We start from the raw sequence: 24,859 nt of genomic DNA, 5'->3' as shown, positions 1-24,859 counted from the left end.
CGCATGGCCGAACGATTCATGAGCGAGAGCTCGTCGAACCGGCGCCGAGCGATCAAGGCAACCGCCGTCGCGATCGTCTTGATCGGCGCGATCGGGCTGTTCGGCAGCCGGTTTTACCAGACCGTGCAGGAGCCGCATTGGGATGCGTTAAGCCGCGCCCAAGCGGAGGCGGTACAGCGGCTGAACCTGACGCGCGTCGATTCCGTCGAACGATTCGTCGGCGACCGGCCGTATTCGATCGTCTTCGGCGCGAACGCGAACGGAGAAGACGTCGCGGTATGGATGTGGGGCGAAGACGGACTGCATATCGAACGCCAGTCGGACGGCTTGACGCGCGACGAGGTGAAGTCGCGGGCGCTGAAGGAACGGCCGGAGATGCAGCTGCTTCGGATTTCCCCAGGAAAGCTCGGCGAGACGTACGTTTGGGAAGTGTTCTACGCGTTGCGGGAGCCCGGCGGAACGAGAAAATACTATGATTATTACGCGTTCCGGGACGGCACGAAGCTCGAGACGTACCGCCTTGCGTTGGAACGAGAGTAAGCCGGTCGGTGACGCCGGGAACGGACGGAGGGCGAACGACGCGTGAAGTGGTCGTGGAAGACGAAGGTGTGGTTCACGCTGACGGTGCTGTTCGGCGTGTTGTTGATCGCAAGCTTCTTTTATAAACCGTAAGGTGACTGTATCGCAGCCGTCCCGATCACTCGATCGGGGCGGCTTTTTTCATGCCGAGAGCAGGTCGCTTCGACTTCAGGTCGGGTTGCCTTCCACACATTGCATCCCATATCGTATGCCTAATATGATATACTCATGTATATACGAATACGATAGATAATAGAAAGGGGGACGAAGTGTGAAACTGCGTCTCTTACCTGTTGTTATAACGATCGTCGTGTCGTCCGGCATCTTGTTCGGCGGCTGGTTCGCCTATCAATCGTACGCCATGGAAGACCCGTTCTTGGAGAAGGTCGCCGCCGTGGAAGGTATCGCGGCTCCCGTCGTCGAGATCGATCGGGAGCGCGCGGTCGTTCGGATGACGATCGAGGCGGGCGCCAGCCTGCGCGAAGCGTATCGCGGCGTCGTGGAGGCGGGAGCCTCGTCCCTCGGAGACCGCGACATCGTCGTGGAAGCTTCGGGCGAATCGAACGATAAGCTCGAGGATTGGTGGTCCGAAGCGCTGTTCGACGTCGCTCAGGCGATGGAGACGAAGCAATATTCGCTCATTCCGCAACGTCTTCGCGAACTGGCGAAGGCGGACGGCTCGCTGCAAGTGACGACCGAGATGGACGAAACGAACGTATATATTACGATGGTCGACGGCCCGAACCGCAAGTATGTCATTTTGCCGCGACAGGCGGCGATGATGGGAGTGTGGCCGAATGAGTAAATACGGTAAAGAAATCGCGATCGGCTTCCTGCCCGTCCTGCTCGCGTTCCTCGTGTTCATCGGGGTCAATCCGATCCCGGTGCTGCTCGTCGGCGTCATCGTCGGCTCGCTCTTCCTCATGACGCGCATGCGGACCGGAGGCGGTCTCGGCATGGGCGAACGGAACAAGCCGAAGGCGAAGCTTCCGTCGTTCCTTACGTTCGATCATATCGGGGGGCAGGACCGCGCGAAGAAAGAGCTGATCGAAGCGCTTGATTTCCTCGTCAAGCCGGAGCGGATTCAGAAGTTCGGCATTCGCCCGCTGAAGGGCATCCTGCTCATGGGTCCTCCCGGAACGGGGAAAACGCTGATGGCGAAAGCGGCCGCGCATTACACGGACAGCGTATTCGTCGGGGCGAGCGGCTCCGAATTCGTCGAGATGTACGTCGGCGTCGGCGCGTCCCGCGTTCGGGACATGTTCAAGGAAGCGCGTCAGAAAGCTATTAAGGAAAATAAGCAAAACGCGATCATCTTCATCGACGAGATCGACGTCGTCGGCGGCAAGCGCGACGGCGGACAGCAAAAGGAGTACGATCAGACGCTGAACCAGCTGCTGACCGAGATGGACGGCCTGCATACGTCGGAGACGCCGCGCATCCTGATCATGGCGGCGACGAACCGCAAGGACATGCTCGATTCCGCGCTTCTTCGTCCGGGACGCTTCGATCGACACATACAGGTCGACCTGCCCGACGCGAAGGGACGTCTCTCGATTCTCGAGCTTCATGCACGCAATAAGCCGCTGGCCGAAGGGGTATCCTTGCAGAAGATCGCGGACCAGACGTTCGGCTTCTCCGGCGCCCAACTCGAGAGCTTAATGAACGAGGCGGCGATCTACGCGATGCGGGAAGGCCGCGAGACGATCGAAGAGAGTCAGCTGCTCCAGGCGATCGACAAGGTGATGATGGGAGAGAAGACGGATCGCGAGGCTGCGGCGGAGGAGCGCGAGCGAGTAGCGATCCACGAACTCGGGCATGCTATCGTTGCCGAGACGGTACGTCCCGGCTCCGTCTCCCAAGTGGCGCTCAGCCCGCGGGGACAGGCGCTCGGCTACGTGCGGCACAACCCGCCGTCCGACAAGTATTTGTACACCAAGGCGTACTTGGAGGACCAGATCATGGTGGCGATCGGCGGTTCGGCCGCGGAAGAGTTGTTTTACGGCGAACGGAGCACCGGCTCTCGCAACGACTTCGAGCAAGCGCTCGGCCTCGTGCGCACGATGATCGACTCCGGTCTCACCGAGCTCGGGATCGTAGATTCGCAGATGCTGACCAAAGAAGAGTATAATAAAGCGAACGGCGAAATCTTAGACGCGTTAACGACGCGGACGCGGGAGCTGCTGGCCGCCCGCCGCGAGGTGTTCGAGCAGTCGCTCGACATTCTGAAGCAAGAAGAGACGTTGTCGGGAGACCGGTTTCGCGATCTTCTTCACAGTGCGGAGCTCCAGCCTGCCGGATCATAGAGTCGTTCATAATGCTCCGGGTGCGCGCATGAGTCGCGCATGCGGAGTATCTTCATACATACATGGGGTGGAAGGGAATGGCAACGTTTAAGAAAATCGGCGTGATCGGCGCGGGCACGATGGGCCAAGCGATCGCTTCGATGCTCTCGCACAAAGGATTGGACGTTTATATAACGGAGAAGACGCAAAGCAAAATGGAACACGGCTTGAAGGCGATCGAGATGAGCCTCGACAAGCAAATCGAGAAGTGGGCGCTCACCGCGTCGGAGAAGAAGCTCATCCTCTCCCGCATCCAACCGATCTCCGATCTCGCGAGGCTCTCGGAGTGCGAGCTCGTCATCGAGACGATCAGCGAAGATTTGGACGCCAAGAAGGCCGTGTTCCAGACGATCGGGGACATCTGCGGCGAAGACGTCGTGCTCGCCACGAATACGTCTACGCTGTCCGTCACCGAATTGGCCGGCGCGACGCGTTACCCGAAACGGGTCATCGGGCTGCACTTCATTCATCCGGTGTCCAATATCGAGATGGTGGAAATTATCCGCGGCCTGCAGACGTCCGACGAGACGTTCGACCGGACGAAGTCGTTCGTGGAAGAGGTCATCTCGAAGAAGGGCATTCTCGTGTACGAGACGCCCGGCTTCGTTACGACGCGGCTTATCTGCACGTTGATCAACGAAGCGGTGCATACGTTGTCCGAGGGCGTCGCTTCCGCGGAAGACATCGATTCCGCCATGCGGCTCGGCTACGGCTTTAAGTACGGACCGCTCGAGATGTGCGACCGGTTCGGCCTCGATTCCGTATTGGCCGCGCTCGAGCGCATGTTCCGCGACTACGGCGACTTGAAATATCGCCCGGCGGTGCTGCTTCGCAAGATGGTCCGAGCCGGCCAGCTCGGGGCGAAGACCGGTTCGGGTTTCTTTCGTTACGACGAGGATGGTGATAAAATATGAAGGTGCTCGTCATTAACGCCGGCAGCTCGTCGCTCAAATATCAGCTGTACGATATGACGGACGAATCGGTGCTCGCCGCCGGCCGCGTCGAGCGGATCGGCATGGACACGGCCATTCTCACGCACGAACCGGCGGGGAAAGCCGAGGTGCGCGAGGTCAGCGAAATATTGGACCACACGACCGCCATCCGCAAGGTGCTCGCCTTGCTCGTACATAAGGAACACGGCGTACTCGAGTCCATCGCCGACATTCAGGCCGTCGGCCATCGCGTCGTGCACGGCGGGGAATCGTTCCGCGAATCCGCGATCGTGACGCCCGAGGTGAAGCAGGAGATCAAGCGGCTGTTCGACTTGGCGCCGCTGCACAACCCCGCTCATATGATGGGCATTCAAGCGGTGGAATCGAATCTGCCCGGCGTGCCGCAAGCGGTCGTCTTCGATACGGCGTTCCACCAGACGATGGACCGGAACGTGTACTTGTATCCGATTCCGCTTGCCCTCTACCGCAGACACAAAATCCGGAAGTACGGCTTCCACGGCACGTCGCATATGTACGTCAGCCGACAAGCGGCGGCGTTCCTCGGTCGACCGATCGAAGAGATGAAGATCGTGACTTGCCATATCGGCAACGGGGCGAGCGTCACCGCGGTGAAGGGCGGCCGATCCGTCGACACGTCGATGGGCATGACGCCGCTCGAAGGCTTGATGATGGGGACGCGGAGCGGGGATCTCGATCCGGCGATCGTCCCGTTCGCCATGGGCAAGGAGGATCTCACGATCGGCGAAGTGAGCTCGATGCTGAACAAGCACAGCGGCTTGCTTGCCATATGCGGCATGGGGGACATGCGAGAGGTACAGGACGCGATGGAGAACGGCGACGCGAACGCGAAGCTCGCGTTCGAAATGTACGAATATCGGCTGCGCAAGTATATCGGCGCTTATGCGGCGGCGATGAACGGTCTCGACGCGATCGTCTTCACGGCGGGCGTCGGGGAAAATTCATGGCTGCTTCGGGCGCGAACGTGCCTGAACCTGTCGTACCTCGGCGTCGAGATCGATCCCGAGGCGAACCTGGTTCGGTCCAAGGAGGCGCGTCGCATCTCGACGACGAAATCCAAGATCGACGTACTCGTCGTGCCGACGAACGAAGAGCTCGTCATCGCGCGGGACACGTACGAGCTGATCAAGAAGTAGCGCCGAGCGCGCGGGCGCGGGACATATCATTTTCATAGGTAAAGTAGGGATCGATGGCATGAATCAAGCAGAGGCGAACCAAACGACGATTCGGGACGTGGCGGCGCATGTCGGCCAAACCGTCCGCATCGGATGCTGGCTGACGCGCAAGCGGTCCAGCGGAAAAATTCAATTCCTGCAGCTGCGCGACGGCACGGGATTCATTCAAGGCGTAGCGGCGAAGAACGAAGTCGACGAAGCGACATGGGCGGCGGCGGATCGGCTGACGCAGGAGTCGTCGCTGTGGGTGACGGGCGTCGTCCGAGAAGAGCCTCGCAGCCCGAGCGGCTACGAGCTGTCCGTAACGGGGGTCGAGATCATTCATTTGAGTTCCGATTACCCGATCACTCCGAAGGAGCACGGCATCGACTTCTTGATGGACCATCGCCATCTGTGGCTTCGGTCGCCGAAGCAGCACGCGGTCATGACGATTCGCGCGACGATCGTGCGGGCGATCCAGGAGTTCTTCGACACGCGCGGATTTACGCAGGTCGATGCGCCGATTCTGACGCCGACGTCCGCGGAAGGCACGACGAATTTGTTCCATACGAAATATTTCGACGAGGACGCGTTCCTGACGCAGAGCGGGCAGCTCTACATGGAAGCGGCCGCGATGGCGCTAGGCAAGGTGTATTCGTTCGGGCCGACGTTCCGGGCGGAGAAGTCGAAGACGCGCAGACACTTGATCGAATTTTGGATGATCGAGCCGGAGATGGCGTTCGTCGACCATGAAGAAAATCTTCGCGTGCAGGAGCAATTCGTCTCCCACGTCGTACAGACGGTTCTCGCCAAGAACGCCAAGGAATTGGCGACGCTCGAGCGGGATACGTCGAAGCTCGAGAAGGCGCTCGCGCCGTTCCCGCGCATTACGTACGACGACGCGGTGAAATTTTTGAACGCGAACGGCTTCCCCGAATTCGTCTGGGGCGAAGATTTCGGCGCTCCGCACGAGACGGCGATCGCCGAAAGCTACGAGAAGCCGGTGTTCATCACGCATTATCCGACGTCGCTGAAGGCGTTCTACATGAAGCCGGACCCGAACCGCCCGGACGTCGTCTTGTGCGCCGATCTGATCGCGCCGGAAGGCTACGGCGAAATTATCGGCGGCTCGCAGCGGATCGACGATCCGTCGCTCATGGAGCAGCGCTTCGACGAGCATCATCTTTCGAAAGAGACGTATTCTTGGTATTTGGATTTGCGGAAGTACGGCTCCGTGCCGCATTCGGGCTTCGGACTCGGTCTCGAGCGCACGGTCGCTTGGATTTGCGGTCTGGACCACGTGCGCGAGACGATTCCGTTCCCGCGCCTCTTATACCGCTTGTACCCGTAAGAGGAACGGAGGGGAAACGTTGTGACGGATACGGAATCGTACCGCGCGGGGCTTCGAGCCGGATTGCGGCTGGGCACGGTTTCCGTGCCCGGCATGCTGCTGCGCGGTTACGCGAGGCTCGGACTGTCGGAGATCGAAGCGATGCTGCTCGTTCACCTGTTGTATTACGCGGAGCGGGAACAGACGCTCTTCCCGACGCCGGACCAGCTGTCGTCCCGGATGTCCACGACGCCGGACCGGGTGCTCGCGGCGATCGAGCGCTTCGTGCGCGAAGGGTTCGTCACGATCGAGGACGACGTGGACGAAGCGACCGGCGTTCGGAGCGAACGATACGACCTATCGCCGCTCTACGATAAGCTGGCGGCCGCTTGGATGGAGGATCCGGAACCGGACGCGTACGCCGATTCGGCGGCGACGGACGACGCTTACGGGACGGCGGCGAAGTCCAGAAGGGAAACCGCCGCCGCCGCGGCCCCGCGGGGACGCGAAACGGCGGCGACCCGGCGGAAAGACTTGTTCACCGTCTTCGAGAGCGAATTCGCCCGTCCGCTGTCGCCGATGGAATACGAGACGATCGTCGGCTGGCTCGACCAAGACCGATATTCCGACTCGCTCATCATGACGGCGCTGAAGGAAGCGGTATTCGCGGGGAAGGTGCACTTCCGGTATATCGACAGAATCTTAATGGAATGGCAGCGCAATCGCATTACGACGCCGGAGGAAGCGAAGGCGTATACCGAACGGTTCCGGGGCGGACGATAACGTCGGCGCTCCGGTCCGACCGGCTTGGAAGACCGAACCGTCCGCGGGTCGGCGCGTCGCCTTGACGTCGCCGGTCCGCGGACGGTTTTTTCGCGCCCGGTCGGGTGTGGTAAAATGAGGGAAGCTTACCTAGATTGAGGAGTGGATCCCGGATGATGACTCTAAAGCTGCCTAGAGAACAAAAAGAAACGATGATCGCGGCGGTGCAGGCGTATTTCGAGACGGAGCGGGGCGAGTCGATCGGCTCGATCGCGGCGGAAGGATTCGTCGACTTCATGATCGGCGCCGTAGGACCGCATATCTATAATCAAGCGGTTCAGGACGCGCGTCGGACCGTCAACGAACGGCTCGCGTCGGTCGAGGACGACTTGTATGCCCTCGAGAAGCCGCTCCCTCGGCTCGGTCGATGATGAAGGAACGCGTCTGCTTGCTGCTGCACGGTTTCACGGGGGGGCCGTACGAGGTACGCCCGCTCGCCGAACACTTGGAATCGCGGGGGTGGATGTGCGAGGTGCCGACGCTGCCCGGGCACGACGGCCCGCTGCGCGACTTGTACCGCACCCGGTACGAGGAGTGGGTGTTGGCCGCCGCGGCGATCGCCGGGGAGCTGACGGAACGGCACGGGAGCTTCGATCTCGTCGGCTTCAGCATGGGCGGCTTGATCGCAGCGTACCTTGCGAATCGGTTCCCAGTGCGGCGCATGGCGCTGCTGAACGCGGCCGTCCATTACGTAAGCCCCGGCAGATTCGTTCGCAATGCGGTCAGGGTGCTGCGCTCCGGCGAAATCCGGGTGCTCCGCTCGAAACGGGAAACGCCGGTCGGTGCGGTCATCGAATTCGCGAAGCTGGTCCGTAGGCTGAAGCCCGAGATCGCGAAGATCCGGACGCCGACCTTCATCGCGCAGGGCGAGCTGGACGAAGTCGTCCACCCGCGGAGCGCCTTCTATATCGCTTCCCGCGTGAAAGGCGAGAAGACGATGACGGTGTACCCGCACTCGCGGCACATGCTTTGCTTCGAGCCGGACGCTTCTTACGTGTTCCGTCACGTGGAACGATTTTTCTCGGAGGAGGACCGGTAATGCGCACGACTTCCGCAAGGAACCCGCTCGGCAACGCCAAGGTCGCCGGGCTGCTGATTTTATTGTCGCTGGGCTGCTTCGCGATGGTATGGTTCCGGCCGTTCGTCTCGGGCGATCGGCTGTTCCTTTTTATGCTATGGAATTTGTTTCTCGCGTGGCTGCCGTATGCGGCGTCCGTCGCGGCGACTCTGATCGCAGGCGGCGGCAACCGCAGCGGCGGCGGACGCGGCCGACCCGCGCCGGGCGTCGCCGGGACCGGGCTCGTGCTCGTCCTGGGCGCGCTCTGGCTGCTCTTCCTGCCTAACAGTACGTATTTGACGACGGACTTCATTCATCTCATCGCGGGGCGTCACCGGTACATCGATCAAGGCGCCTTCGGATACCTCGTCTGGTTCGATATCGTCCTCTTTTTCCTCTTCGCGTGGTGCGGCGTTTTTCTGGCGTATTTGTCGACGTATCAATTTCAGCGGCTCGTCGCGATCCGCTTCGGGGGGGCGGCCGGATGGACGTTCGTCGGGGCCGTGTCGCTGTTGACCGGCTACGGCGTATTTCTCGGCAGAATCGTTCGGCTGAACAGTTGGGACGCATGGGTACGTCCGATGGAGTTGATCGGCGAAGTTTTGGGAAATCTACATTGGCGGGGGGCTTCGTTCAGCCTTCTCTTCGGCGTATTTATGGCGGTCACGTATTTGTTCTTGTACCATCTGCAGGAAGGCGATCGTTAGGGTGTTACGCGGGCCGGTCCATACATACACTGTATACGAACAACGAGAGAAAGGGGACTTGCCTTACGAAGGGATCCGGAAAGCTCGTCGTTTTCGATCTAGCGTTTTATGCCGTCATGCCTTATGCGATCTGGATGATCACGCGGCACTCGCTCTCGGATTACCACGCGCTCCTGCTGTCCACCGTCCCCGGCTTCGTCTATACGATCGGCCGGTTCGCCAAAGAACGGAGCTGGAACGTTACCGGCATCTTCCTCATCGCCGCGCTGCTCATCGGCACGACCGTCGACCTGTTATCGGGCGACGCGGAGACGATGATCCTCAATAATATTCGTACGCTGCTCGTCTTCGGCGTGTTCTTCCTCGCGACGATGCTGGCGAAGCGACCGATGGCGTTGTACTTCTTCGCGGATACGGCTCGGGTGCTCGGCTGGCTGCCGGAACATGTCAGAGGCCGCGACCGACTTCGCGACGAGGAGCTCATGCCGTATTTTCAAGGCCTTACGTTTCTGTTCGCCTTACGGTACGTCGCGATCGCGATCGTCAAGCTGGCGTTGTTTTCGATCCATGGGGTGGAAGGATACGCGTTGCTGATTTGGTGGCGGGTGGCGCTCAGCTGGGGCTTCGGCGCTCTCATCCTGCTGGCGTCGCTGTACGTCGCCGGCAGGGTGAGGAAGCGCATCGAAGGGTAGTAGGACGCGAGGTTATTTCGTGAGCAGCAGGTACTTGTACCGATGCTCGAACAAGAACTCGAACGCCTCGAGATGGCGCTTCGCCTCGAACGCATTGGCGCCCCAGGCGTAGATGCCATGGTTTCGCAGCAAAATTCCGGGGATTCCGGGACGGATGGCGCCGGCCACCCGTTCCGCGATTCGCGGAATTTTCGCGTAATTGGGGAGAATCGGCACTTCGATCGAAGCGTTCTCCTCCCAGATGTTGAACGCCTTGATGAGCTCGACGCCTTCGATCGGGACCGCCCCGAGCGACGCGTCGTACTCGGAGATGATGTTGTTATAGATCGTATGAACGTGGAAAATGGCGCCGCATCCCGTATGCTTGTAAATTTCGCAATGGATGAGCGTCTCGGCCGACGGCTTCAGCTTCGTCGGCTCGGTCGGCAAACCGTCCTGATCGACGATCAGGAAGTCTTCCGGCGTATTCGCGGCCTTATCCTTGCCGCTCGCCGTGACGGCGAAAGCGAACTGCTCGGGCGAGTACTCGCCGACGCGGACGGACAGATTGCCGCTCGTGCCGGGGAACCAGCCGCGCGCGGCGAAGTCGGTCTTGACGGCGCGCAGCTCGGCGAACGCCGCCATTCGTTGTTCCAATGGCAAATTCATTAGAGATTCTCTCCTTGCGAAGTTTCGGATTCGGGAGCGCCCGCGTCCGCGAGCGTCTCCAAGACGCGGATAACGTCGTAGAACGTGTCGTATTCGTGATGCGGCAAACCGAGCTCGCGGCATCGCGTCGCCAGATGCGATCTCGCGAACACGAGGTCGGCCAGCTTCGCGCCTTCGAAGTCGGTAATGCTGTCGCCGATCAGCATGCGGAAGTATCGGTCTTCGGGAAAGCGGCGGATGACCCGCGTCTTGCACATCCCGCAATCGTTCGTACAATGCTCGTCGCACGGATGCGGCCACAAAATTTCGATCCGGTCCCCGGCGAAGTCCGCCGAATTGCAGAAAATATGCGCTTCCTCGATATCGAACGGAGCGAGCAGCGGACGAAGGAAGAAGTCGATGCCGCCGCTCGTGACATAGAACGGAATTTCCTTCTCCCGGCAAAGCTTCAGCAGCTCTGCGAAGCCGGGCCGAATGCCGGCGGTGTTCAACACGTACTGCGTAATGTCTTCCTTCAGGGACGACGGCAGCAGCGCGAACATCTCGCCGACGCCTTGGCGAATGCTCTTGGCCCCGGAGACGATGTCGTTCACGATCTGCTCGCAGCCGGGCGGATCGTAATGCTTCATAATCGCGACGATGTTGTCGCTGAGCGTAATCGTGCCGTCGAAGTCGCAGAAGACGATGGGCTGTTTGCCTTGGGGCACGGTAGTCGGTCGGTTCAAGTTATTTCTTCACTCCCCATAGCTCGATAGCGGCTTTCAGCGGTTCGCGGCCCGGCTCCGCGGCGTAGGCTTCGAGCTCGACGCCTTGCAGCGCCGCGTCGATCGCCTGGCGGAACGCTTGTCCGCCCGCGGCCGTGCCCATCGGATGCCCGTGGATACCGCCGCCCGCATTCACGACCGAGCGTACGCCGAAGTCTTCGAGCAGCAGCGGCACCAGCCCCGGATGAATTCCTGCGGACGGCACCGGGAAGCTCGGCTTCAACGCCCCTTCGTGCTGCGTCAACGCCTCGGCGATCGCGAGCGTCTCGTCCTTCGGCATGACGACGGAGCCGTACGGCGACGGGAAGAGGACGAGATCCGCGCCAGCGAGCCGCATCAGCTTGCCGAGCAGCAGCTGCGGCGCGACGCCGTAATGCCGCGGCGGATACATCGCGCCGGAGAACGCAGGATGCGCCGCGATCGGGACGTTGATGTCCGGGTCCTCGGCGAGCTCCTGCAGCGCGTCGAAGCCGTAGGCGAGCACGTTGAACAAGAGCGCGTTCGCGCCGGCGTCGATCGCCTTCTTCGCCTGCGCTCTGAGCTGCGACGTGCGGCCGGTGACGTTCGCGGCGTACAACAGCTTCTGACCCGTCTGCGTCGAAGCCTCCCGCGCCGCCGCCATGCACGCCTCGACGCGCTTCTCGATGGGGGTGAGCGGATTCTCGAACAAGATCTCGTCGTCCTTGATCAGGTCGACTCCGCCGAGCGCTTGCTGGTAGAACTGTTCCTTCAGCTCCGGCAGCTCGTAGCCGACGACCGATTTGAAGATGCTCATCAGGAGCGGCCGGTCGTGAACGCCGAGCAGTTCCTGCACGCCTCGAATGCCGAACTTCGGGCCCGGGCACGCCTTGCGGAAGCCGTCCGACACGTCGAGGTCGAGCAGCCGGATGCGGCCGTCCATCGACAGCTTGCCGAACGCGGTAACGAGCAGCGCCGGGATGTCGCGGCTGAAGTTGACGTCCGGGTACGCGATCTTGATGTCCGCGTACCGTTCCGCCGCGAGGCTGCCCGGAGCCGCGCCGGCTTCGGGCTCGTGCACGTCGACCGAGACGACCTGGCCGAGATGCTTCTCCATGTCTTTCTTCTTCGCTTCGGGCAGCTCGGTCCAGCTGCCGACCGTCAGGCCGACGGCGATGCCGGTCGCCTTCTTATGAAAATCCGCTTTCTCGTCGAACGCGCGATACGTCGCGGTGCAAAACGAGGTCATCGGAAACCACCGCCTTCGTTAGGTTTGAACATCATTCCATTATACAAGAAAAGAAGGAAAGGGTAAATTTGGGCCGGGCGCAACAGAACCGCCCGGACGGCGGAGGAGCCGGTCCGGGCGGTCGGAAGGGGCGTGCGTTATTCCTTCGCTTGCTGCAGCACCGCGGTCGCGATGTCGTCGCCCATCTCGCCGGCGCGGGCGGACGCGCGGCCGATCGCCTGCACGAGGCCGTCCCGGAAGCGGAACGACTCCAGATGCTGAATGGCGGCGTACGTCGTGCCGTTCGGAGACGTCACTTTGGCGCGGAGCGCGGCCGGGTCTTCGCCGGTCGAATCGACCATATGCGCCGCGCCGAGCACCGTCTGGACGACGAGCTCGCGGGCCTCTCGCTCGGTCAGTCCGCCTTGCACGCCGGCGTCGATCATCGCTTCCATCAGGTAATACACGTACGCCGGACCGGAGCCGGAGACGCCCGTGACGAGATTCAGCAGCCCCTCGTCGAGCGGTACGGCTTTCCCGACCGCGCGCAGCATCTGCAGCGCCATCTCGCGCTGTTCGGCGGAGACGGAGGAGGAGAAGGCGATGCCCGTGGCGCCGAGGCCGATCGTCGAAGACGTGTTCGGCATCGTTCGGACGATCGGTTGCGCGCGGCCGAGCAGCCGCTCGATCGTATCGATCGACAGCCCCGCGACGACCGACAGCAGCAGCTGCTCGGGGCGGAAGGCGTCCCGGAATTCGGTCATGGCGGCGCCGACGTCCTTCGGCTTCACCGCGAGCACGACGATGTCGGCTTCCCGGACGAGGCGCTGCCGCTCCGCGTCGTCGTTCGTCTCCGGCACGCGGATGCCGTAGGCCGACTTCAAGTCGTCCAATCGGCTTCGGTTATGCCGGTTCAACACGACGACGGACAGCGAACGGACAAGCTTCGCCTCGACGATGCCGCGCAGCAGCGCTTCGGACATCGAGCCGGCGCCGATGAAGGCGATCGTTTGTTCTTTAAGCATGGGGATTCTCCTCTACTGTCGAATTTGACCGTCTCCGACGACGACGAACTTGGACGACGTCAACGCCGGCAAGCCCATCGGACCGCGGGCGTGGAGCTTCTGCGTGCTGATGCCGATTTCGGCGCCGAAGCCGAATTCGAAGCCGTCCGTGAAGCGGGTGGAGGCGTTATGGTAGACGGCGGCCGCGTCGACCTCTTGCAGGAAGCGGCGCGCGTTCGCCGCGTCGTTCGTGACGATGCACTCGGAATGACGCGTGCCGAACCGGTCGATATGGTCGAGCGCCGCATCGAGGCCATCGACGATCTTCACATTCAAAATATAATCGTTGTATTCCGTCGCGTAATCCTCGTCGCCGGCCGGCTCCATCCACTCGATAAGCCCTCTGGCGTCTTCGGATCCGCGCAGCTCCACGTTCCGTTCGCGGAACGCTTCGGCGAACGCCGCGAGGTGGACGGCCGCGAAGTCCCGGTGCACGAGCAGCGTCTCCATGCTGTTGCAAACCGAGGGACGCTGCACCTTCGCGTTGAGCGCGATGTCGAGCGCCATGGCCGGATCGGCCGACGCGTCGACGTAGGTGTGGCAAATTCCGGCGCCCGTCTCGATGACGGGAACCGTCGCGTTCCGCACCACCGTCTGAATGAGCGAGGCGCCGCCGCGCGGGATGACGCAGTCGAGCAGGCCGTTCAGCTTCAGCATCTCGTCGACGGAGCCGCGGCTCGGATCGTTCACGAGCTGCACCGCCTCCGGCGGCACGTCCGTCGCCGCGAGCGCGTCTTGGATCACCTGGACGATCTTGGCGTTGGAGGACAACGCGGAGGAGCCGCCGCGGAGCAGCACCGCGTTGCCGGTCTTGAGGCACAGCGACGCCGCGTCGACGGTGACGTTCGGCCGCGCTTCGTAGATGATGCCGATCAGCCCGAGCGGCACGCGCACCTGACGGATGCGAAGGCCGTTCGGACGCTCGATGTCGGCGAGCGGTTCGCCGACCGGATCCGGCAGCGCCTCGACTTCCCGTACGCCGTGCGCCATCGCTTCGATCCGCTGCGGCGTCAGCGCGAGCCGGTCGAGCAGCGACGTCGACATGCCGCCGTCGCGTCCGCGCGCCAGATCCTCCGCGTTCGCTTCTACGATTTCGCCGGTTCGCGCGATCAGCGCGTCGGCGATGCTCCGCAGCGCGGCGTTCTTCGCTTCCGTCGATAGAATTCCCATGCGGCTCGTCGTCCGCTTGGCGAGAGTCGCCTTGTCTCTAACTTCGCTCATTCGTTCATTCCCCCAACTCGGTACATAGTTAAAATAAGACCCATTCGTCGCGATGGATGACCTCGATGCGCGATACGTCCAGCCGCCTCAGCACTTCCTCCGAGGACAGGCCGGCCGCCGCTTGCAGCTGCCAAGCCGCGTAGTTGACGACGCCTCGCCCGATCCGCTTGCCGTCCTCGAGCGCGACCTCGATGACGTCCCCCGGGTGGAACTCGCCCTCGACTTGCTTGACGCCGGCGGGGAGGAGGCTCTTGCCGCCTTCCGCGAGCGCCCGGCGGGCGCCGTCGTCGACGACGACGCAGCCCTGCGGCACCGAGTGGAAGCCGACCCATTGCTTCTTCACCGACAGCTTCTGAAGCTCGGCGTCGAAATACGTGCCGTCGCCTTCGCCCGTCGCCGCTCGAAGCACGTCGCCCGGCGCGCTCGCGCGGCCGATGAACGTCCGTACCCCGCCGCGTATGGCGATGCGGGCCGCTTCGAGCTTCGAACGCATGCCGCCCGTGCCGACGGAGGAGCCGCTCCCGCCGGCCATCCGGAACAAGTCGTCGTTCAACTCGGAGACGCGGTCGATGCGACGCGCGTTCGGATTTTTCCGCGGGTCTTCGGTATACAGTCCGTTCATGTCGGTGCAGATGACGAGACAGCGGGCCTGCACGAGATTCGCGACCAACGCGGACAGCGTGTCGTTGTCGCCGAACTTCAGCTCGTTGACGGAGACGGTGTCGTTCTCGTTAATGATCGGGATGACGCCCCGATTCAGCAGCTCCTCGAGCGTGGCGGACGCGTTGCGGATGCGACCCCGCGCCGAGAAATCGTAGCGGGTGAGCAGCACCTGCGCTACGACGAGACCGCGGCTCGCGAACGCTTCGTTGTACGCTTGCATCAGAAGCGCTTGGCCGACGGCGGCCGACGCTTGCTTCTCGTGCGTCGCCTTGGGCCGCTTGGCGAACCCGAGCCGAGCGAAGCCGGCGGCGACCGCGCCGGACGTGACGAGCACGACCTGTTCGCCGGTCGCCGCGATCTTCGCAAGCTCCTCCGCGTAATAATCGATTTGTTCTCTTCGCAAGCCTCCCTCGGTCGCGGTGAGCGAGCTGCTGCCGATCTTGACGACGGTGCGTCGTCGATTCGTGCCGGTCATGACGGACGGCGCCTCCTTGTTTTCCCAAAATAAAAAGAACAGCCCTTCATCCTTCAATCGTTAAAGGACGAAAGCTGCTCGTGTCGGTTGCTCCCGCGGTACCACCTTTATTGACGGCAATCGGGCGACGCTCGCGCATCGCGCGTCGTCGTAAGGATGCCGTCCGGCTCCATGCCCTCATATCAGGAGAGCGCACTGTCCGACTCGTCGCCGGCCGTTCCGGGGTGGGTCGGCGTGTCCTGCGGCGACGGATTCTTCCAGCTGACGAATCCGTTCTCTGTACGCCCGTTCGAACGCTTACTGGCCCCTTCTTCACGTTAGGGTAATGAAGTTTTTCAATACTATACCATCCCGCGCCGCGGTTTGTAAATAAGCGTCCGCGCATTCGCCGCCCGTTCGCAACATCTTGGCGCCGAACGTCGTCTTCAAGAGTAAGAGGTGAGGCAAGTGTACAAAATGTCGTACGGCTCGATCCTTCTCATGTGTTTTCTCATCTTCGCGTTGGGCGGACAAGACCGTCTTTCTTGGGCGCCAGGGCCGACGATCCCGGAAACCGCCGTTCGAACGGAGGCGCGGGAGGAGGCGCGGGAGGAGGCGCGGCCGCAGGTGCGGATCGCCGCCGTCGACGATGCCGAGACGCCGCCGCCGGCGGCGGCCGGTGCGGGAAGGAAGAAGGGCGACGCCGTCGCGCTTGCGGGGCCGGTCGCGCTCGCGTCGCCGGTCGTGCGGAAGTCGCCGTCCGCCGAGGTCGCCTGCGCCGCGGGCTTTGCGTTGTCGCTGCCTCCGGAAGCGGATGACCGCTATCGGCAGCTCGACTGGGCGACCGTAGAGGGCGAGTCGGCGACGATCCGATTCGAATTCGCGAACGGCGGGCTGTTGGAGCTGACGCAATCGCCGATCGACGAACAACTTGACGCCTCCGGCTCGTCCGAATCGGTCCCGCCGTCGCCGTCGGCTTCGCCGCTGCCAAGGATGACCCCGGCCGCGCCGAAGCCGGCGATCGACATCGCTTGGCAGGACGGGAGCCGCCGGTACGCCGTGCGATCCTTCGGTTTAACGGAGAACGAAACGCGGGCGTGGATCCGCTCGCTCGAATCGGTCCGCGCCGGATGTTCCGCGCCGACGTCCTAGGGGCCGAGAGGACTAGATCCTCTCGCCTGCGCGGCAGCAGGATACGCATACATCCAGTACGACGGGCTGCTGGCGTTCGGTCCTCATCCGGCCGCCGCATCGACGCGGGTTACATCCGTTCCGGCGCCTTCACGCCGAGCAAACCGAGGGCGGCTTGCAGCGTATCGGCGGCCGCTCGCGCCAGACGGAGCTTCGCCGCGGCTTCGGCCGGGTCGTCGACGAGCACCCGCTCGGCGTGATAGAAGCGGTTGAACGCCTTGGCGACGTCGAGGGCGTATCGCGCTACGATCGAAGGCGCGAGCCGCTCCGCCGCTTCGCGCACCGCCGCCGGGTAACCGGACAGCTGCTTGAGAAGCGCCCATGCGTCGTCGCCGGCGAGCGCGGCCGGGCAGGGAGCCGCCGCCTCGAGCGCCGACGGTTCGGCCTTGGAGAGCAGCGTGCGAATCCGCGCGTGCGTGTATTGGACGTACGGTCCGGTCTCGCCTTCGAACCGGACCGCCTCTTCCAGCCGGAAGTCGATCGCCCCTTCGCGGTCGTGCTTCAAATCCCCGAACGCGACCGCGCCGATCCCGACCGCTTCGGCGACCGCCTCTCGGTCCGGCAGCGCCGGGTTTTTCTCGGCGATGACCGCGGTCGCCCGCAGGACCGCCTCGTTCAGCACGTCCTCCAGCATGACGACCCGCCCTTTGCGCGTCGACATCTTCTTGCCCTCGACCCGCATCAAGCCGAACGGCACGTGCGCGCATGCGTCGGCCCACGCGTACCCCAGCTTTTTCAGCACCTCGAACACCTGGCGGAAATGCACCGCCTGCTCCGATCCCACCACATATAGCAGCCGGTCGCCCTTCAGCGTCTCCCGACGGTAGATCGCCGTCGCCACATCTCTCGTCGCGTAGATGGAGGAGCCGTCGGACTTTAGGATGATGCAAGGCGGCAGTCCTTGGTCGTCGAGGCGGACGACTTGCGCGCCGTCGCTCGTCTCGAGCAGTCCGGCGGCTTGGAGCCGATCGACGACGGGCTGCATCTTGTCGTTGTAGAAGCTCTCGCCGAGCTCGTATTCGAATTCGACGCCGAGCCGGTCGTAGATGCGGCGGAATTCTTGAAGGCTCGTGTCGACGAAGAAGCGCCATAGCTTCGCGGCGTCCTCGTCGCCTTGCTCGAGCTTCGCGAACCAAGCGCGGGCTTCTTCTTCGAGCCGCGGGTCGCGTTCCGCTTCCTCGTGGAAGCGGACGTACAGCTCGAGCGCCGCGGCGAGCGGCCGGCGCTCGAGCGCCGCGTCGTCGCCCCAGGCCCGGTACGCGGCGATCATCTTGCCGAATTGGGTGCCCCAGTCGCCGAGATGGTTGACGCGGACGACGTCGTATCCGTCGGCCGTCAGGATGTGGCGCAGCGCGTTCCCGATCACGGTCGAACGAAGATGGCCGATGCCGAACGGCTTCGCGATGTTCGGCGACGACATGTCGATGACGACCCGCTCGCCGCGCGGCGCCCGAGAGGCGCGGAAGGCGGGCGCTTCGACGGCGTCGAGCCAGCGCGGCGCGAACGCCTCGCGGCGCAGCGCGAAGTTTACGTAGGCGCCGACCGCGCGGCACGTCAGCATCGGGTGCGCGATGCGTCCGGCAAGCTCCGCGGCGATCGCCTGCGGCGGCTTCCGCATTTCGCGCGCGAGGGCGAAGCAGGGCAGGGCGGCGTCCCCGAGCGCCGGATCCGGCGGCGTCTCGAGTCGTCGCGCCGCTTCCTCCTTCGGTACTTGCAAATACGGTGCGATCCACTCGCCGATCGTCTCCATCATCATCGCGTCTTCCTCCTTGGGTTGTTAGATTCCATTCGTTCCGATCCGCAGGCGGACGACAAAAAAACCTCTCGCCTCCAGGGAAATATCCCTAAGAGACGAGAGGTTGCGAACTCCCGCGGTGCCACTCTTCGTGCCGACCCTCGCGCGAACCGCGCCGCATCGACCGCTCGACGCCCGGTAACGGGGGCGACCCGGATCCGCCTGCCGCGTACCGACCTCGCCGAAGAAGGCGCGTCGGAGCATGGGCGAATCGTCTCGCGGGTGCGTTTCGCTTTACATACGCTCGTTCGGCGCCGGCTTCCACCATGCCCGGCTCGCTGTTCCGTCGGTCGCGCGCTACTGTCCCGGTCAACGACGATGGCATTTCAACTTCCAATGATTATCGAACTATTATACGAGTATTCCAGGCGCGTGTAAACGGTGACTCTTAGCGATGCTGCCGCAGCCCGGCGAACGCCGCCGGCACCTGCGAGATCGACTCCAGCCGCAGCAGCCTCTCCGATTCCCCGACCGGAATGTCGACCAAGTCGAACGCCCAATTGGAGAGCGGGGGAATGTACACCGCGCCGATGCCGCAGGCGACCGCCGGAGCGATGTCGGTGCGCAGCGAGTTGCCGATCATCCACGTCCGCGAACGGTCGAAGCCCATCGTCGTCAGAATGCGTTCGAGCGCTTCGGCGTTCTTATGTTGGGCGACGAAGATGCGATCCCCGAAGAACGGCCCCAGATTCACCTTCTCCACCTTGGCGCGTTGAATGTTCTCCACGCCGCCGGTGTACAGCGAGAGGAGATGCCCTTCGGACCGAAGCCGCGACAGCGTGTCCACGACATGCGGGTACAGCTCGAATTCGCTGTCGTACACCGTATAGCCCAAGTCGAGCAGGCGCTGACGTTCTTCCGGATCCGGGTCCCGTCCGAACATGTCGCTGTAATGGTCGTACGTCTCCGCGAACGATTCGGGGAACCGCTCCGCGGCGAACCCGTGGACGTGAATGCCCGCCAGATCGAGCTCGAGCTGTTTCTTCTTGATATCTTCCTTGGACAGCCGATGCGAGGCGAACCACGTCTCGAGCAGATCCGCGAATTGGTCGATGACCAAGTCGAAATATTTATTGCAATGGATAAGCGTATCATCCAAATCGAACAGCAGGTTGAGCGTCCCCGTGCGGGTTCCGATCTCCGTCATCCTAGCCAACTCCCGTCTCCTGAAGCGAACCTTCTCTCTAATTCCGACAATCTTCCATTATCCGAAAATGCCGAGCCGCCCGATCCGCGCCGCCGCCTCGCGCAGCCGCGCTTCGTCGGTGAGCAGCCCGAGACGAACGTACCCTTCGCCGTGCTCCCCGAAGCCGATGCCCGGCGCGACGACGATGTCGGCCTCGTCTAACAGCTTGTCCGCGAACGAAGCGGACGTGTAGCCGTTCGGCACCGGCAGCCAGCAGAAAAACGAGCCTTCCGGCTTCGACGGCCGCCAGCCGATTTCCGCCAGCGCGCCGTACAGCGCGTCGCGCCGCGATTCATACGTCGCTACGAGCGCGCGCACGGAATCCTGCGGTCCGAGCAGCGCCTCGCGCGCCGCCCACTGCACGCCGCCGAACAGGCTGCAGTAGAAATGGTCCTGCAGCAGGTTGATCTGCGCGACGATTTCCTCGTTGCCGAGCGCGAAGCCGACGCGCCACCCGGCCATATTGTAAGTTTTGGACAAAGTGTAAATTTCAATACCGACGTCGATCGCGCCCGGCGTCTCGAGGAAGCTGACCGGCCGTCGGCCGTCGAAGCCGATCGCCCCGTACGCGAAGTCGGACACCGCAAGAATGCCGTGCTTCGCCGCGAACTCGACCGTGTCCCGGTAGAACGAGGCGGGAGCCATCGCGGCCGTCGGGTTGTTCGGGTAATTGACGAACAACAGCTTCGCCTTTTCCAAATCGGACGGCGCGACGGCGTTATAATCCGGCAGGTAGCCATTCGCCTCCGTCAGAGGCATCGTCGTCATGCGGCCGCCGGCGATCGCGACGCCCGACCAGTAATCGGGGTAGCCCGGATCCGGCACGAGGGCGACGTCGCCCGGGTTCAGCATGATTTGGCTGATCTCGACGAGTCCGGCTTTGCCGCCGAACAGGATCGCCACTTGCTTCTCCGGATCCAACGTCACGCCGTAATCGAGCCGATACCGCTCGGCGACCGCTTCCTTCAGGAACGCGTACCCCGTGAACGGGGAGTATCTATGGAACTGCGGATTTTCCGCGCCTTGCTTCATCGCTTCGACGATCGTACCCGGCGTCGGACGGTCCGGATTGCCCTGCCCGAGATTGATGACGTCGCGGCCCGCGGCCGTCGCGGCGTTCGCCTTCTTCACCAAGGACGCGAAAAATTGCTTCGGCAGCTCCGTCATGCGGGCGGCCGGCTGAAAGCGCACCTTCGAATCGTTCATCTTCCATTGCCTCCGTCTATCACGTAAATGCTATTAATCTTATCAAAAACGCCAACCGCTGTATACCGTTAGACGTCTTGACATCGGCGGCGGGTAGCGTATGATGGGGGAAAACCATTCGCATAGTGGCGCAAAGGGGAACGAGAAACGCATGAAAGTCGCGGTCATTCAAATGGACGTGTCGATCGGAGAACCGGAACGGAACCGGGAGCGGGCGCTGGCCCGGATGGAGGAAGCCGTGAACGGCGGCGCGGAGAAGCCGGACGTGCTCGTCCTGCCGGAGATGTGGAATACGGGATATTCTTTGGAAAATATAGAAGAGATCGCCGACGAGAACGGCGAACCGACGCACGCGATGATGTCCGCTTTCGCGGCGAAGCACGGCGTGAACGTCGTCGCGGGCTCGGTGGCGAACCGGGCGGAAGGCGGCGTGAAAAATACGATCTTCGTCTACGACCGCACGGGCGCGCGCACGTCGGAATACTCGAAGATCCATCTGTTTCGGTTAATGGAAGAAGAGAAGTACCTGAAGCAAGGCGGCGAGCTCGGCCGGCTCGCCATCGACGGCGACGCCGCGGGCATGATGGTGTGCTACGACATCCGCTTCCCCGAGCTGACTCGGCGTCTCGCGCTCGACGGCGCGAAGGTGCTGTTCGTGCCGGCGCAGTGGCCGAAGCCGCGGCTGCATCATTGGCGCACGCTGCTGCTGGCGCGAGCGATCGAAAACCAAATGTTCGTCGTCGCGTGCAATCGAGTGGGCGTCAGCCGCGGCAACGAGTTTTTCGGCAACTCGATGATCATCTCGCCGTGGGGCGACGTGCTCGCCGAAGGCGGGGAAGAGGAAGCGATCCTGCGCGCGACGCTCGATCTCGCCGAAGCGGACCGCGTCCGCGGCACGATCCCGGTGTTCCAGGACCGCCGACCCGAACTGTACTAACCGTTCGAGAGCAATGTCGCCATGACGCGGTAGTTGTCGTGGCGGCGCAGCAGGAAGTCGACCTCCGCCTTCAGCCGGTCGACTTCGGCCTGCGCCTGACGAATGTCCGCGTGGAGCGGCCCGGTATACGCGCGGAACGCCGCGAGCCGGGCCGCTTCGTCGTTGTACGGCGCGGCGTCCGTCAATGGCCAGGCGGACTCTGCGTCGGCGAGTCGACCGCGCTTCTCGGCAAGCGCGTGCTGCGCGCCGTAATATCGCATCTCGGCTTTGCGCAGCAGCTCGGGCAGCAGCTGCAATTCGTCGATGATCGTCTCCGTCAGGAGGTGGCGCGTCGTTTGGGTAGTCATCGCAATCATTCCTTCGGTTTGGTGGACAAGAGTTACTAGGAATGTATGCGCGGGGTAGCCGACTTATGCTTTGCGCGCGTCGCGTTCCGACGCGGTCACTTCCATCAGCGTCTCGATGAACGCCTCCGCCGCCTTCGTGAAGTAGCGGCCGCGGCGTTCGGCGATGACGAGCGTGCGGCTCGGCGTCGGATCGGTCAGCGATTTGAAGACGGGGACGTACTTGCCCTTCTTCGACGCGGCGATCATGTTCGGGATGAAGGCGACGCCCATGCCGGCGGCGACGAGCGACATGACCGTCTCGATGTTGCTGCTCTCGAACACGATGCGGGGCGCGAAGCCGGCTTCGGCGCAAATGTCCGACGTAATTTGGCGGAAGCCCTGGCCCTTCTTGAGCACGATGAACGACTCGTCCGCAAGCGAACGTACCGGAATCGGCTCCGGGGCCGCCGCCAGCTCGTGCGTCTGGGGCACGGCGAGGCAAATTTCTTCCGTGGCGTAGGGACGGTAGTCGAGCGTCGTCTCCTCGATCGGCAGGGAGAGCAGCGCAAGGTCGACGGCGCCGGACGACGTCAGCTGCTCCAGGTTGGCGCTGGTGTCTTCGACGAGCGAAATTTCGATGCCGGGATGGCGTTTCGCGAAAGCGGGCAGGACGAGCGGCAAAATGTGGGAGCCGGTGATCGGGAGGGTGCCGACGACGAGCTTTCCTTTTCGCAAATTCGAAATGTCGTTCATCTCGCTCCGCAGCTGCTCGACGAGGTCGAGGATGACCTGGGCTTTATTTACGAAAATTTCCCCCGCGTGCGTCGGCTCCACGGCGTTCGTCGTCCGGTGAAACAGCGTGACGCCGAGCTCCTTCTCGAGCTTCGCGAGCTGCTGGCTTAAGGAAGGCTGCGCGATGTGGAGCTTTTCCGCGGCGCGGGAGAAATTCTTTTCATTATAAATTTGTACGGCGTACCCGAGTTGTCGAAATTCCAAGGTCGGTAGACCCCCTTATAGATATTACCAATCAAATATATAGATATTATATCTTGGAACAATGACGAAAGAAATGATAGGATACGTTATAGAGGAAATTGCAATTATCGCGAAAACGGGAGAGGTGACGGGAATGGCGAAACGTACATTGTTCGAAAAAATTTGGGACAATCACGTCATTCATCAAGAAGAAGGCAAACCTAGCATCATCTATATCGACTTGCATCTGGTGCACGAAGTAACGAGCCCGCAGGCGTTCGAGGGTCTCCGCCTCGCCGGCCGGAAGGTGCGCCGTCCGGACTTGACGTTCGCGACGATGGACCACAACGTGCCGACGAAGGACCGCTTCAACATCGCGGATCCGATCTCGAAGCAGCAGGTCGACACGCTGACGAAGAACGCGCAAGATTTCGGCGTGACGCTGTACGACCTGAACTCGATCGACCAGGGCGTCGTTCACGTGATGGGGCCGGAGCTCGGCTTGACGCATCCGGGCAAGACGATCGTATGCGGCGACTCGCATACGTCGACGCACGGCGCGTTCGGCGCGCTCGCGTTCGGCATCGGGACGTCCGAGGTCGAGCACGTGCTCGCGACGCAATGTCTGCAGCAGTCGAAGCCGAAGACGATGGAAGTGCGCGTGAACGGAAAGCTGCCGGCGGGCGTGACGGCGAAGGACTTGATCCTCGGCATCATCGCGCAATACGGCACGGACTTCGCGACGGGCTACGTCATCGAGTATACGGGCGAAGCGATCCGCGGGTTGACCATGGAGCAGCGCATGACGGTGTGCAACATGTCGATCGAGGGCGGCGCCCGCGCGGGCATGATCGCTCCGGACGAGACGACGTTCGAATATTTGCGCGGCCGTCAACACGTGCCTGCCGGCGCGGAATTCGACGCAGCCGTCGAGAAGTGGAAGTCGCTCGTTACGGACGAAGGCGCATCTTACGACCGCGTCGTCGAGTTCGACGCTTCGGCGTTGATCCCGCAAGTGACGTGGGGCACGTCGCCGGGCATGGGCACGAACGTGCTCGCGTCGGTGCCGAATCCTGCCGACTTCGCGACGGAGAACGAGCGCAAAGCGGCCGAGAAGGCGCTGGAATACATGGATTTGAAGCCGGGCACGCCGATGACGGAAGTCGCGATCAACTACGTGTTCATCGGCTCCTGCACGAACGGCCGCATCGAGGACCTGCGCGCGGCGGCGAAAGTCGCTCGCGGCTACAAGGTGTCGCCGAACGTAACGGCGATCGTCGTTCCGGGCTCGGGCCGCGTCAAGATTCAAGCCGAGAAGGAAGGCTTGGATAAAGTGTTTACCGAAGCGGGCTTCGAATGGCGCGACGCCGGCTGCTCGATGTGCCTCGCGATGAACCCGGACGTCTTGTCGCCGGGCGACCGCTGCGCTTCGACGTCGAACCGCAACTTCGAAGGCCGTCAAGGCCGCGGCGGACGCACGCACCTCGTTTCGCCGGAGATGGCTGCGGCGGCTGCGATCAAAGGACGTTTCGTCGACGTGCGCGACTGGAATTTCAAATCCGAACCGGTAACCGTGTAAGGGGGAT

Annotated in this window: 25 protein-coding genes; 14 read left to right on the top strand and 11 right to left on the bottom strand. The window is 62.6% G+C overall.

What is annotated here, in order from left to right; genetic code table 11:
• Positions 1-3: 3 nt before the first annotated feature.
• The 11 genes from RIN49_RS02630 to RIN49_RS02580 all read left to right on the top strand — a co-directional run bounded on the left by RIN49_RS02630 (position 4) and on the right by RIN49_RS02580 (position 9,657).
• On the top strand, positions 4-540 hold the full coding sequence (locus tag RIN49_RS02630; RefSeq protein ID WP_309118617.1) for a cell wall elongation regulator TseB-like domain-containing protein: 537 nt from the start codon (positions 4-6) through the stop codon (positions 538-540).
• 310 nt (positions 541-850) lie between these two features.
• Positions 851-1,384 (top strand): hypothetical protein, encoded by a 534-nt coding sequence (locus RIN49_RS02625; protein ID WP_309118616.1) that lies wholly within the window; start codon positions 851-853, stop codon positions 1,382-1,384.
• Positions 1,377-2,885: an AAA family ATPase gene (locus tag RIN49_RS02620; protein ID WP_309118615.1), complete on the top strand. Its 1,509-nt coding sequence runs from the start codon at positions 1,377-1,379 to the stop codon at positions 2,883-2,885. Before RIN49_RS02625 ends, RIN49_RS02620 begins: the two co-directional genes overlap by 8 nt.
• A gap of 77 nt (positions 2,886-2,962) precedes the next feature.
• A complete protein-coding gene (locus RIN49_RS02615; RefSeq protein ID WP_309118614.1) occupies positions 2,963-3,838 on the top strand; it encodes a 3-hydroxyacyl-CoA dehydrogenase family protein in 876 nt (291 codons plus the stop codon).
• Positions 3,835-5,031 (top strand): acetate/propionate family kinase, encoded by a 1,197-nt coding sequence (locus RIN49_RS02610; protein WP_309118613.1) that lies wholly within the window; start codon positions 3,835-3,837, stop codon positions 5,029-5,031. The genes RIN49_RS02615 and RIN49_RS02610 overlap by 4 nt, the downstream gene beginning before the upstream one ends.
• 58 nt (positions 5,032-5,089) lie before the next feature.
• On the top strand, positions 5,090-6,400 hold the full coding sequence (gene asnS / locus RIN49_RS02605; RefSeq protein ID WP_309118612.1) for an asparagine--tRNA ligase: 1,311 nt from the start codon (positions 5,090-5,092) through the stop codon (positions 6,398-6,400).
• Between the two features lie 21 nt (positions 6,401-6,421).
• On the top strand, positions 6,422-7,162 hold the full coding sequence (locus RIN49_RS02600) for a DnaD domain-containing protein (RefSeq protein ID WP_309118611.1): 741 nt from the start codon (positions 6,422-6,424) through the stop codon (positions 7,160-7,162).
• 152 nt (positions 7,163-7,314) lie between these two features.
• Complete coding sequence (locus RIN49_RS02595; RefSeq protein ID WP_309118610.1) at positions 7,315-7,572, top strand: DUF2164 domain-containing protein; 258 nt, start codon at positions 7,315-7,317, stop codon at positions 7,570-7,572.
• The gene (locus RIN49_RS02590) at positions 7,569-8,240 is read left to right on the top strand and encodes an alpha/beta hydrolase (RefSeq protein ID WP_309118609.1); all 672 of its coding nucleotides are present in this window, start codon (positions 7,569-7,571) and stop codon (positions 8,238-8,240) included. Before RIN49_RS02595 ends, RIN49_RS02590 begins: the two co-directional genes overlap by 4 nt.
• Positions 8,240-8,965: a DUF1361 domain-containing protein gene (locus RIN49_RS02585; RefSeq protein WP_309118608.1), complete on the top strand. Its 726-nt coding sequence runs from the start codon at positions 8,240-8,242 to the stop codon at positions 8,963-8,965. Before RIN49_RS02590 ends, RIN49_RS02585 begins: the two co-directional genes overlap by 1 nt.
• The gene (locus tag RIN49_RS02580; RefSeq protein ID WP_309118607.1) at positions 8,875-9,657 is read left to right on the top strand and encodes a VC0807 family protein; all 783 of its coding nucleotides are present in this window, start codon (positions 8,875-8,877) and stop codon (positions 9,655-9,657) included. The genes RIN49_RS02585 and RIN49_RS02580 overlap by 91 nt, the downstream gene beginning before the upstream one ends.
• 12 nt (positions 9,658-9,669) lie before the next feature.
• Here RIN49_RS02580 and mtnB read toward each other — a convergent pair whose 3' ends face one another.
• From mtnB to proB, 6 genes are all read right to left on the bottom strand, one after another.
• Positions 9,670-10,305: a methylthioribulose 1-phosphate dehydratase gene (gene mtnB, locus RIN49_RS02575; protein ID WP_309118606.1), complete on the bottom strand. Its 636-nt coding sequence runs from the start codon at positions 10,303-10,305 to the stop codon at positions 9,670-9,672.
• Entirely contained in the window at positions 10,305-11,030 is a 726-nt protein-coding gene (locus RIN49_RS02570; protein WP_375295200.1) for a 2-hydroxy-3-keto-5-methylthiopentenyl-1-phosphate phosphatase, read from the bottom strand. Before RIN49_RS02570 ends, mtnB begins: the two co-directional genes overlap by 1 nt.
• A gap of 1 nt (position 11,031) precedes the next feature.
• Positions 11,032-12,276: a 2,3-diketo-5-methylthiopentyl-1-phosphate enolase gene (locus RIN49_RS02565; protein ID WP_309118605.1), complete on the bottom strand. Its 1,245-nt coding sequence runs from the start codon at positions 12,274-12,276 to the stop codon at positions 11,032-11,034.
• 137 nt (positions 12,277-12,413) lie between these two features.
• Positions 12,414-13,280 carry a pyrroline-5-carboxylate reductase gene (gene proC / locus RIN49_RS02560; protein WP_309118604.1) on the bottom strand — a complete coding sequence of 289 codons (867 nt, stop codon included), beginning with the start codon at positions 13,278-13,280 and terminating at the stop codon, positions 12,414-12,416.
• 12 nt (positions 13,281-13,292) lie between these two features.
• Positions 13,293-14,540: a glutamate-5-semialdehyde dehydrogenase gene (locus RIN49_RS02555; RefSeq protein WP_483874274.1), complete on the bottom strand. Its 1,248-nt coding sequence runs from the start codon at positions 14,538-14,540 to the stop codon at positions 13,293-13,295.
• Between the two features lie 28 nt (positions 14,541-14,568).
• Positions 14,569-15,678, bottom strand: coding sequence for a glutamate 5-kinase (gene proB, locus RIN49_RS02550; protein WP_309118603.1), 1,110 nt, complete (start codon positions 15,676-15,678; stop codon positions 14,569-14,571).
• Between the two features lie 447 nt (positions 15,679-16,125).
• Here proB and RIN49_RS02545 point away from each other — a divergent pair, with 447 nt between their 5' ends.
• Positions 16,126-16,809: a hypothetical protein gene (locus tag RIN49_RS02545; protein WP_309118602.1), complete on the top strand. Its 684-nt coding sequence runs from the start codon at positions 16,126-16,128 to the stop codon at positions 16,807-16,809.
• A gap of 109 nt (positions 16,810-16,918) precedes the next feature.
• On the opposite strand, the gene argS is transcribed toward RIN49_RS02545, so the two are convergent.
• The 3 genes from argS to RIN49_RS02530 all read right to left on the bottom strand — a co-directional run bounded on the left by argS (position 16,919) and on the right by RIN49_RS02530 (position 21,035).
• On the bottom strand, positions 16,919-18,604 hold the full coding sequence (gene argS, locus RIN49_RS02540; protein ID WP_309118601.1) for an arginine--tRNA ligase: 1,686 nt from the start codon (positions 18,602-18,604) through the stop codon (positions 16,919-16,921).
• 427 nt (positions 18,605-19,031) lie between these two features.
• Entirely contained in the window at positions 19,032-19,790 is a 759-nt protein-coding gene (locus RIN49_RS02535) for an HAD family hydrolase (RefSeq protein ID WP_309118600.1), read from the bottom strand.
• Positions 19,791-19,847: 57 nt separating this feature from the next.
• A complete protein-coding gene (locus RIN49_RS02530; RefSeq protein ID WP_309118599.1) occupies positions 19,848-21,035 on the bottom strand; it encodes a pyridoxal phosphate-dependent aminotransferase in 1,188 nt (395 codons plus the stop codon).
• 151 nt (positions 21,036-21,186) lie between these two features.
• Here RIN49_RS02530 and RIN49_RS02525 point away from each other — a divergent pair, with 151 nt between their 5' ends.
• Positions 21,187-21,972 (top strand): carbon-nitrogen family hydrolase, encoded by a 786-nt coding sequence (locus tag RIN49_RS02525; RefSeq protein WP_309118598.1) that lies wholly within the window; start codon positions 21,187-21,189, stop codon positions 21,970-21,972.
• On the opposite strand, the gene RIN49_RS02520 is transcribed toward RIN49_RS02525, so the two are convergent.
• Together RIN49_RS02520 and RIN49_RS02515 are read right to left on the bottom strand one after the other, a co-directional pair.
• Positions 21,969-22,319 (bottom strand): hypothetical protein, encoded by a 351-nt coding sequence (locus tag RIN49_RS02520; RefSeq protein ID WP_309118597.1) that lies wholly within the window; start codon positions 22,317-22,319, stop codon positions 21,969-21,971. The two genes, RIN49_RS02525 and RIN49_RS02520, sit on opposite strands and share 4 nt — an antisense overlap.
• Before the next feature lie 63 nt (positions 22,320-22,382).
• Positions 22,383-23,294: a LysR family transcriptional regulator gene (locus RIN49_RS02515; protein WP_309118596.1), complete on the bottom strand. Its 912-nt coding sequence runs from the start codon at positions 23,292-23,294 to the stop codon at positions 22,383-22,385.
• 133 nt (positions 23,295-23,427) lie between these two features.
• Between RIN49_RS02515 and leuC the strand changes: the two genes are divergently transcribed.
• A complete protein-coding gene (gene leuC / locus RIN49_RS02510; RefSeq protein WP_309118595.1) occupies positions 23,428-24,852 on the top strand; it encodes a 3-isopropylmalate dehydratase large subunit in 1,425 nt (474 codons plus the stop codon).
• Positions 24,853-24,859 lie beyond the last annotated feature (7 nt).

The organism is Paenibacillus sp. (assembly GCF_031177825.1).
Taxonomy (GTDB): domain Bacteria; phylum Bacillota; class Bacilli; order Paenibacillales; family YIM-B00363; genus Paenibacillus_AE.
This window is presented reverse-complemented; position numbering and strand designations above follow the sequence as displayed.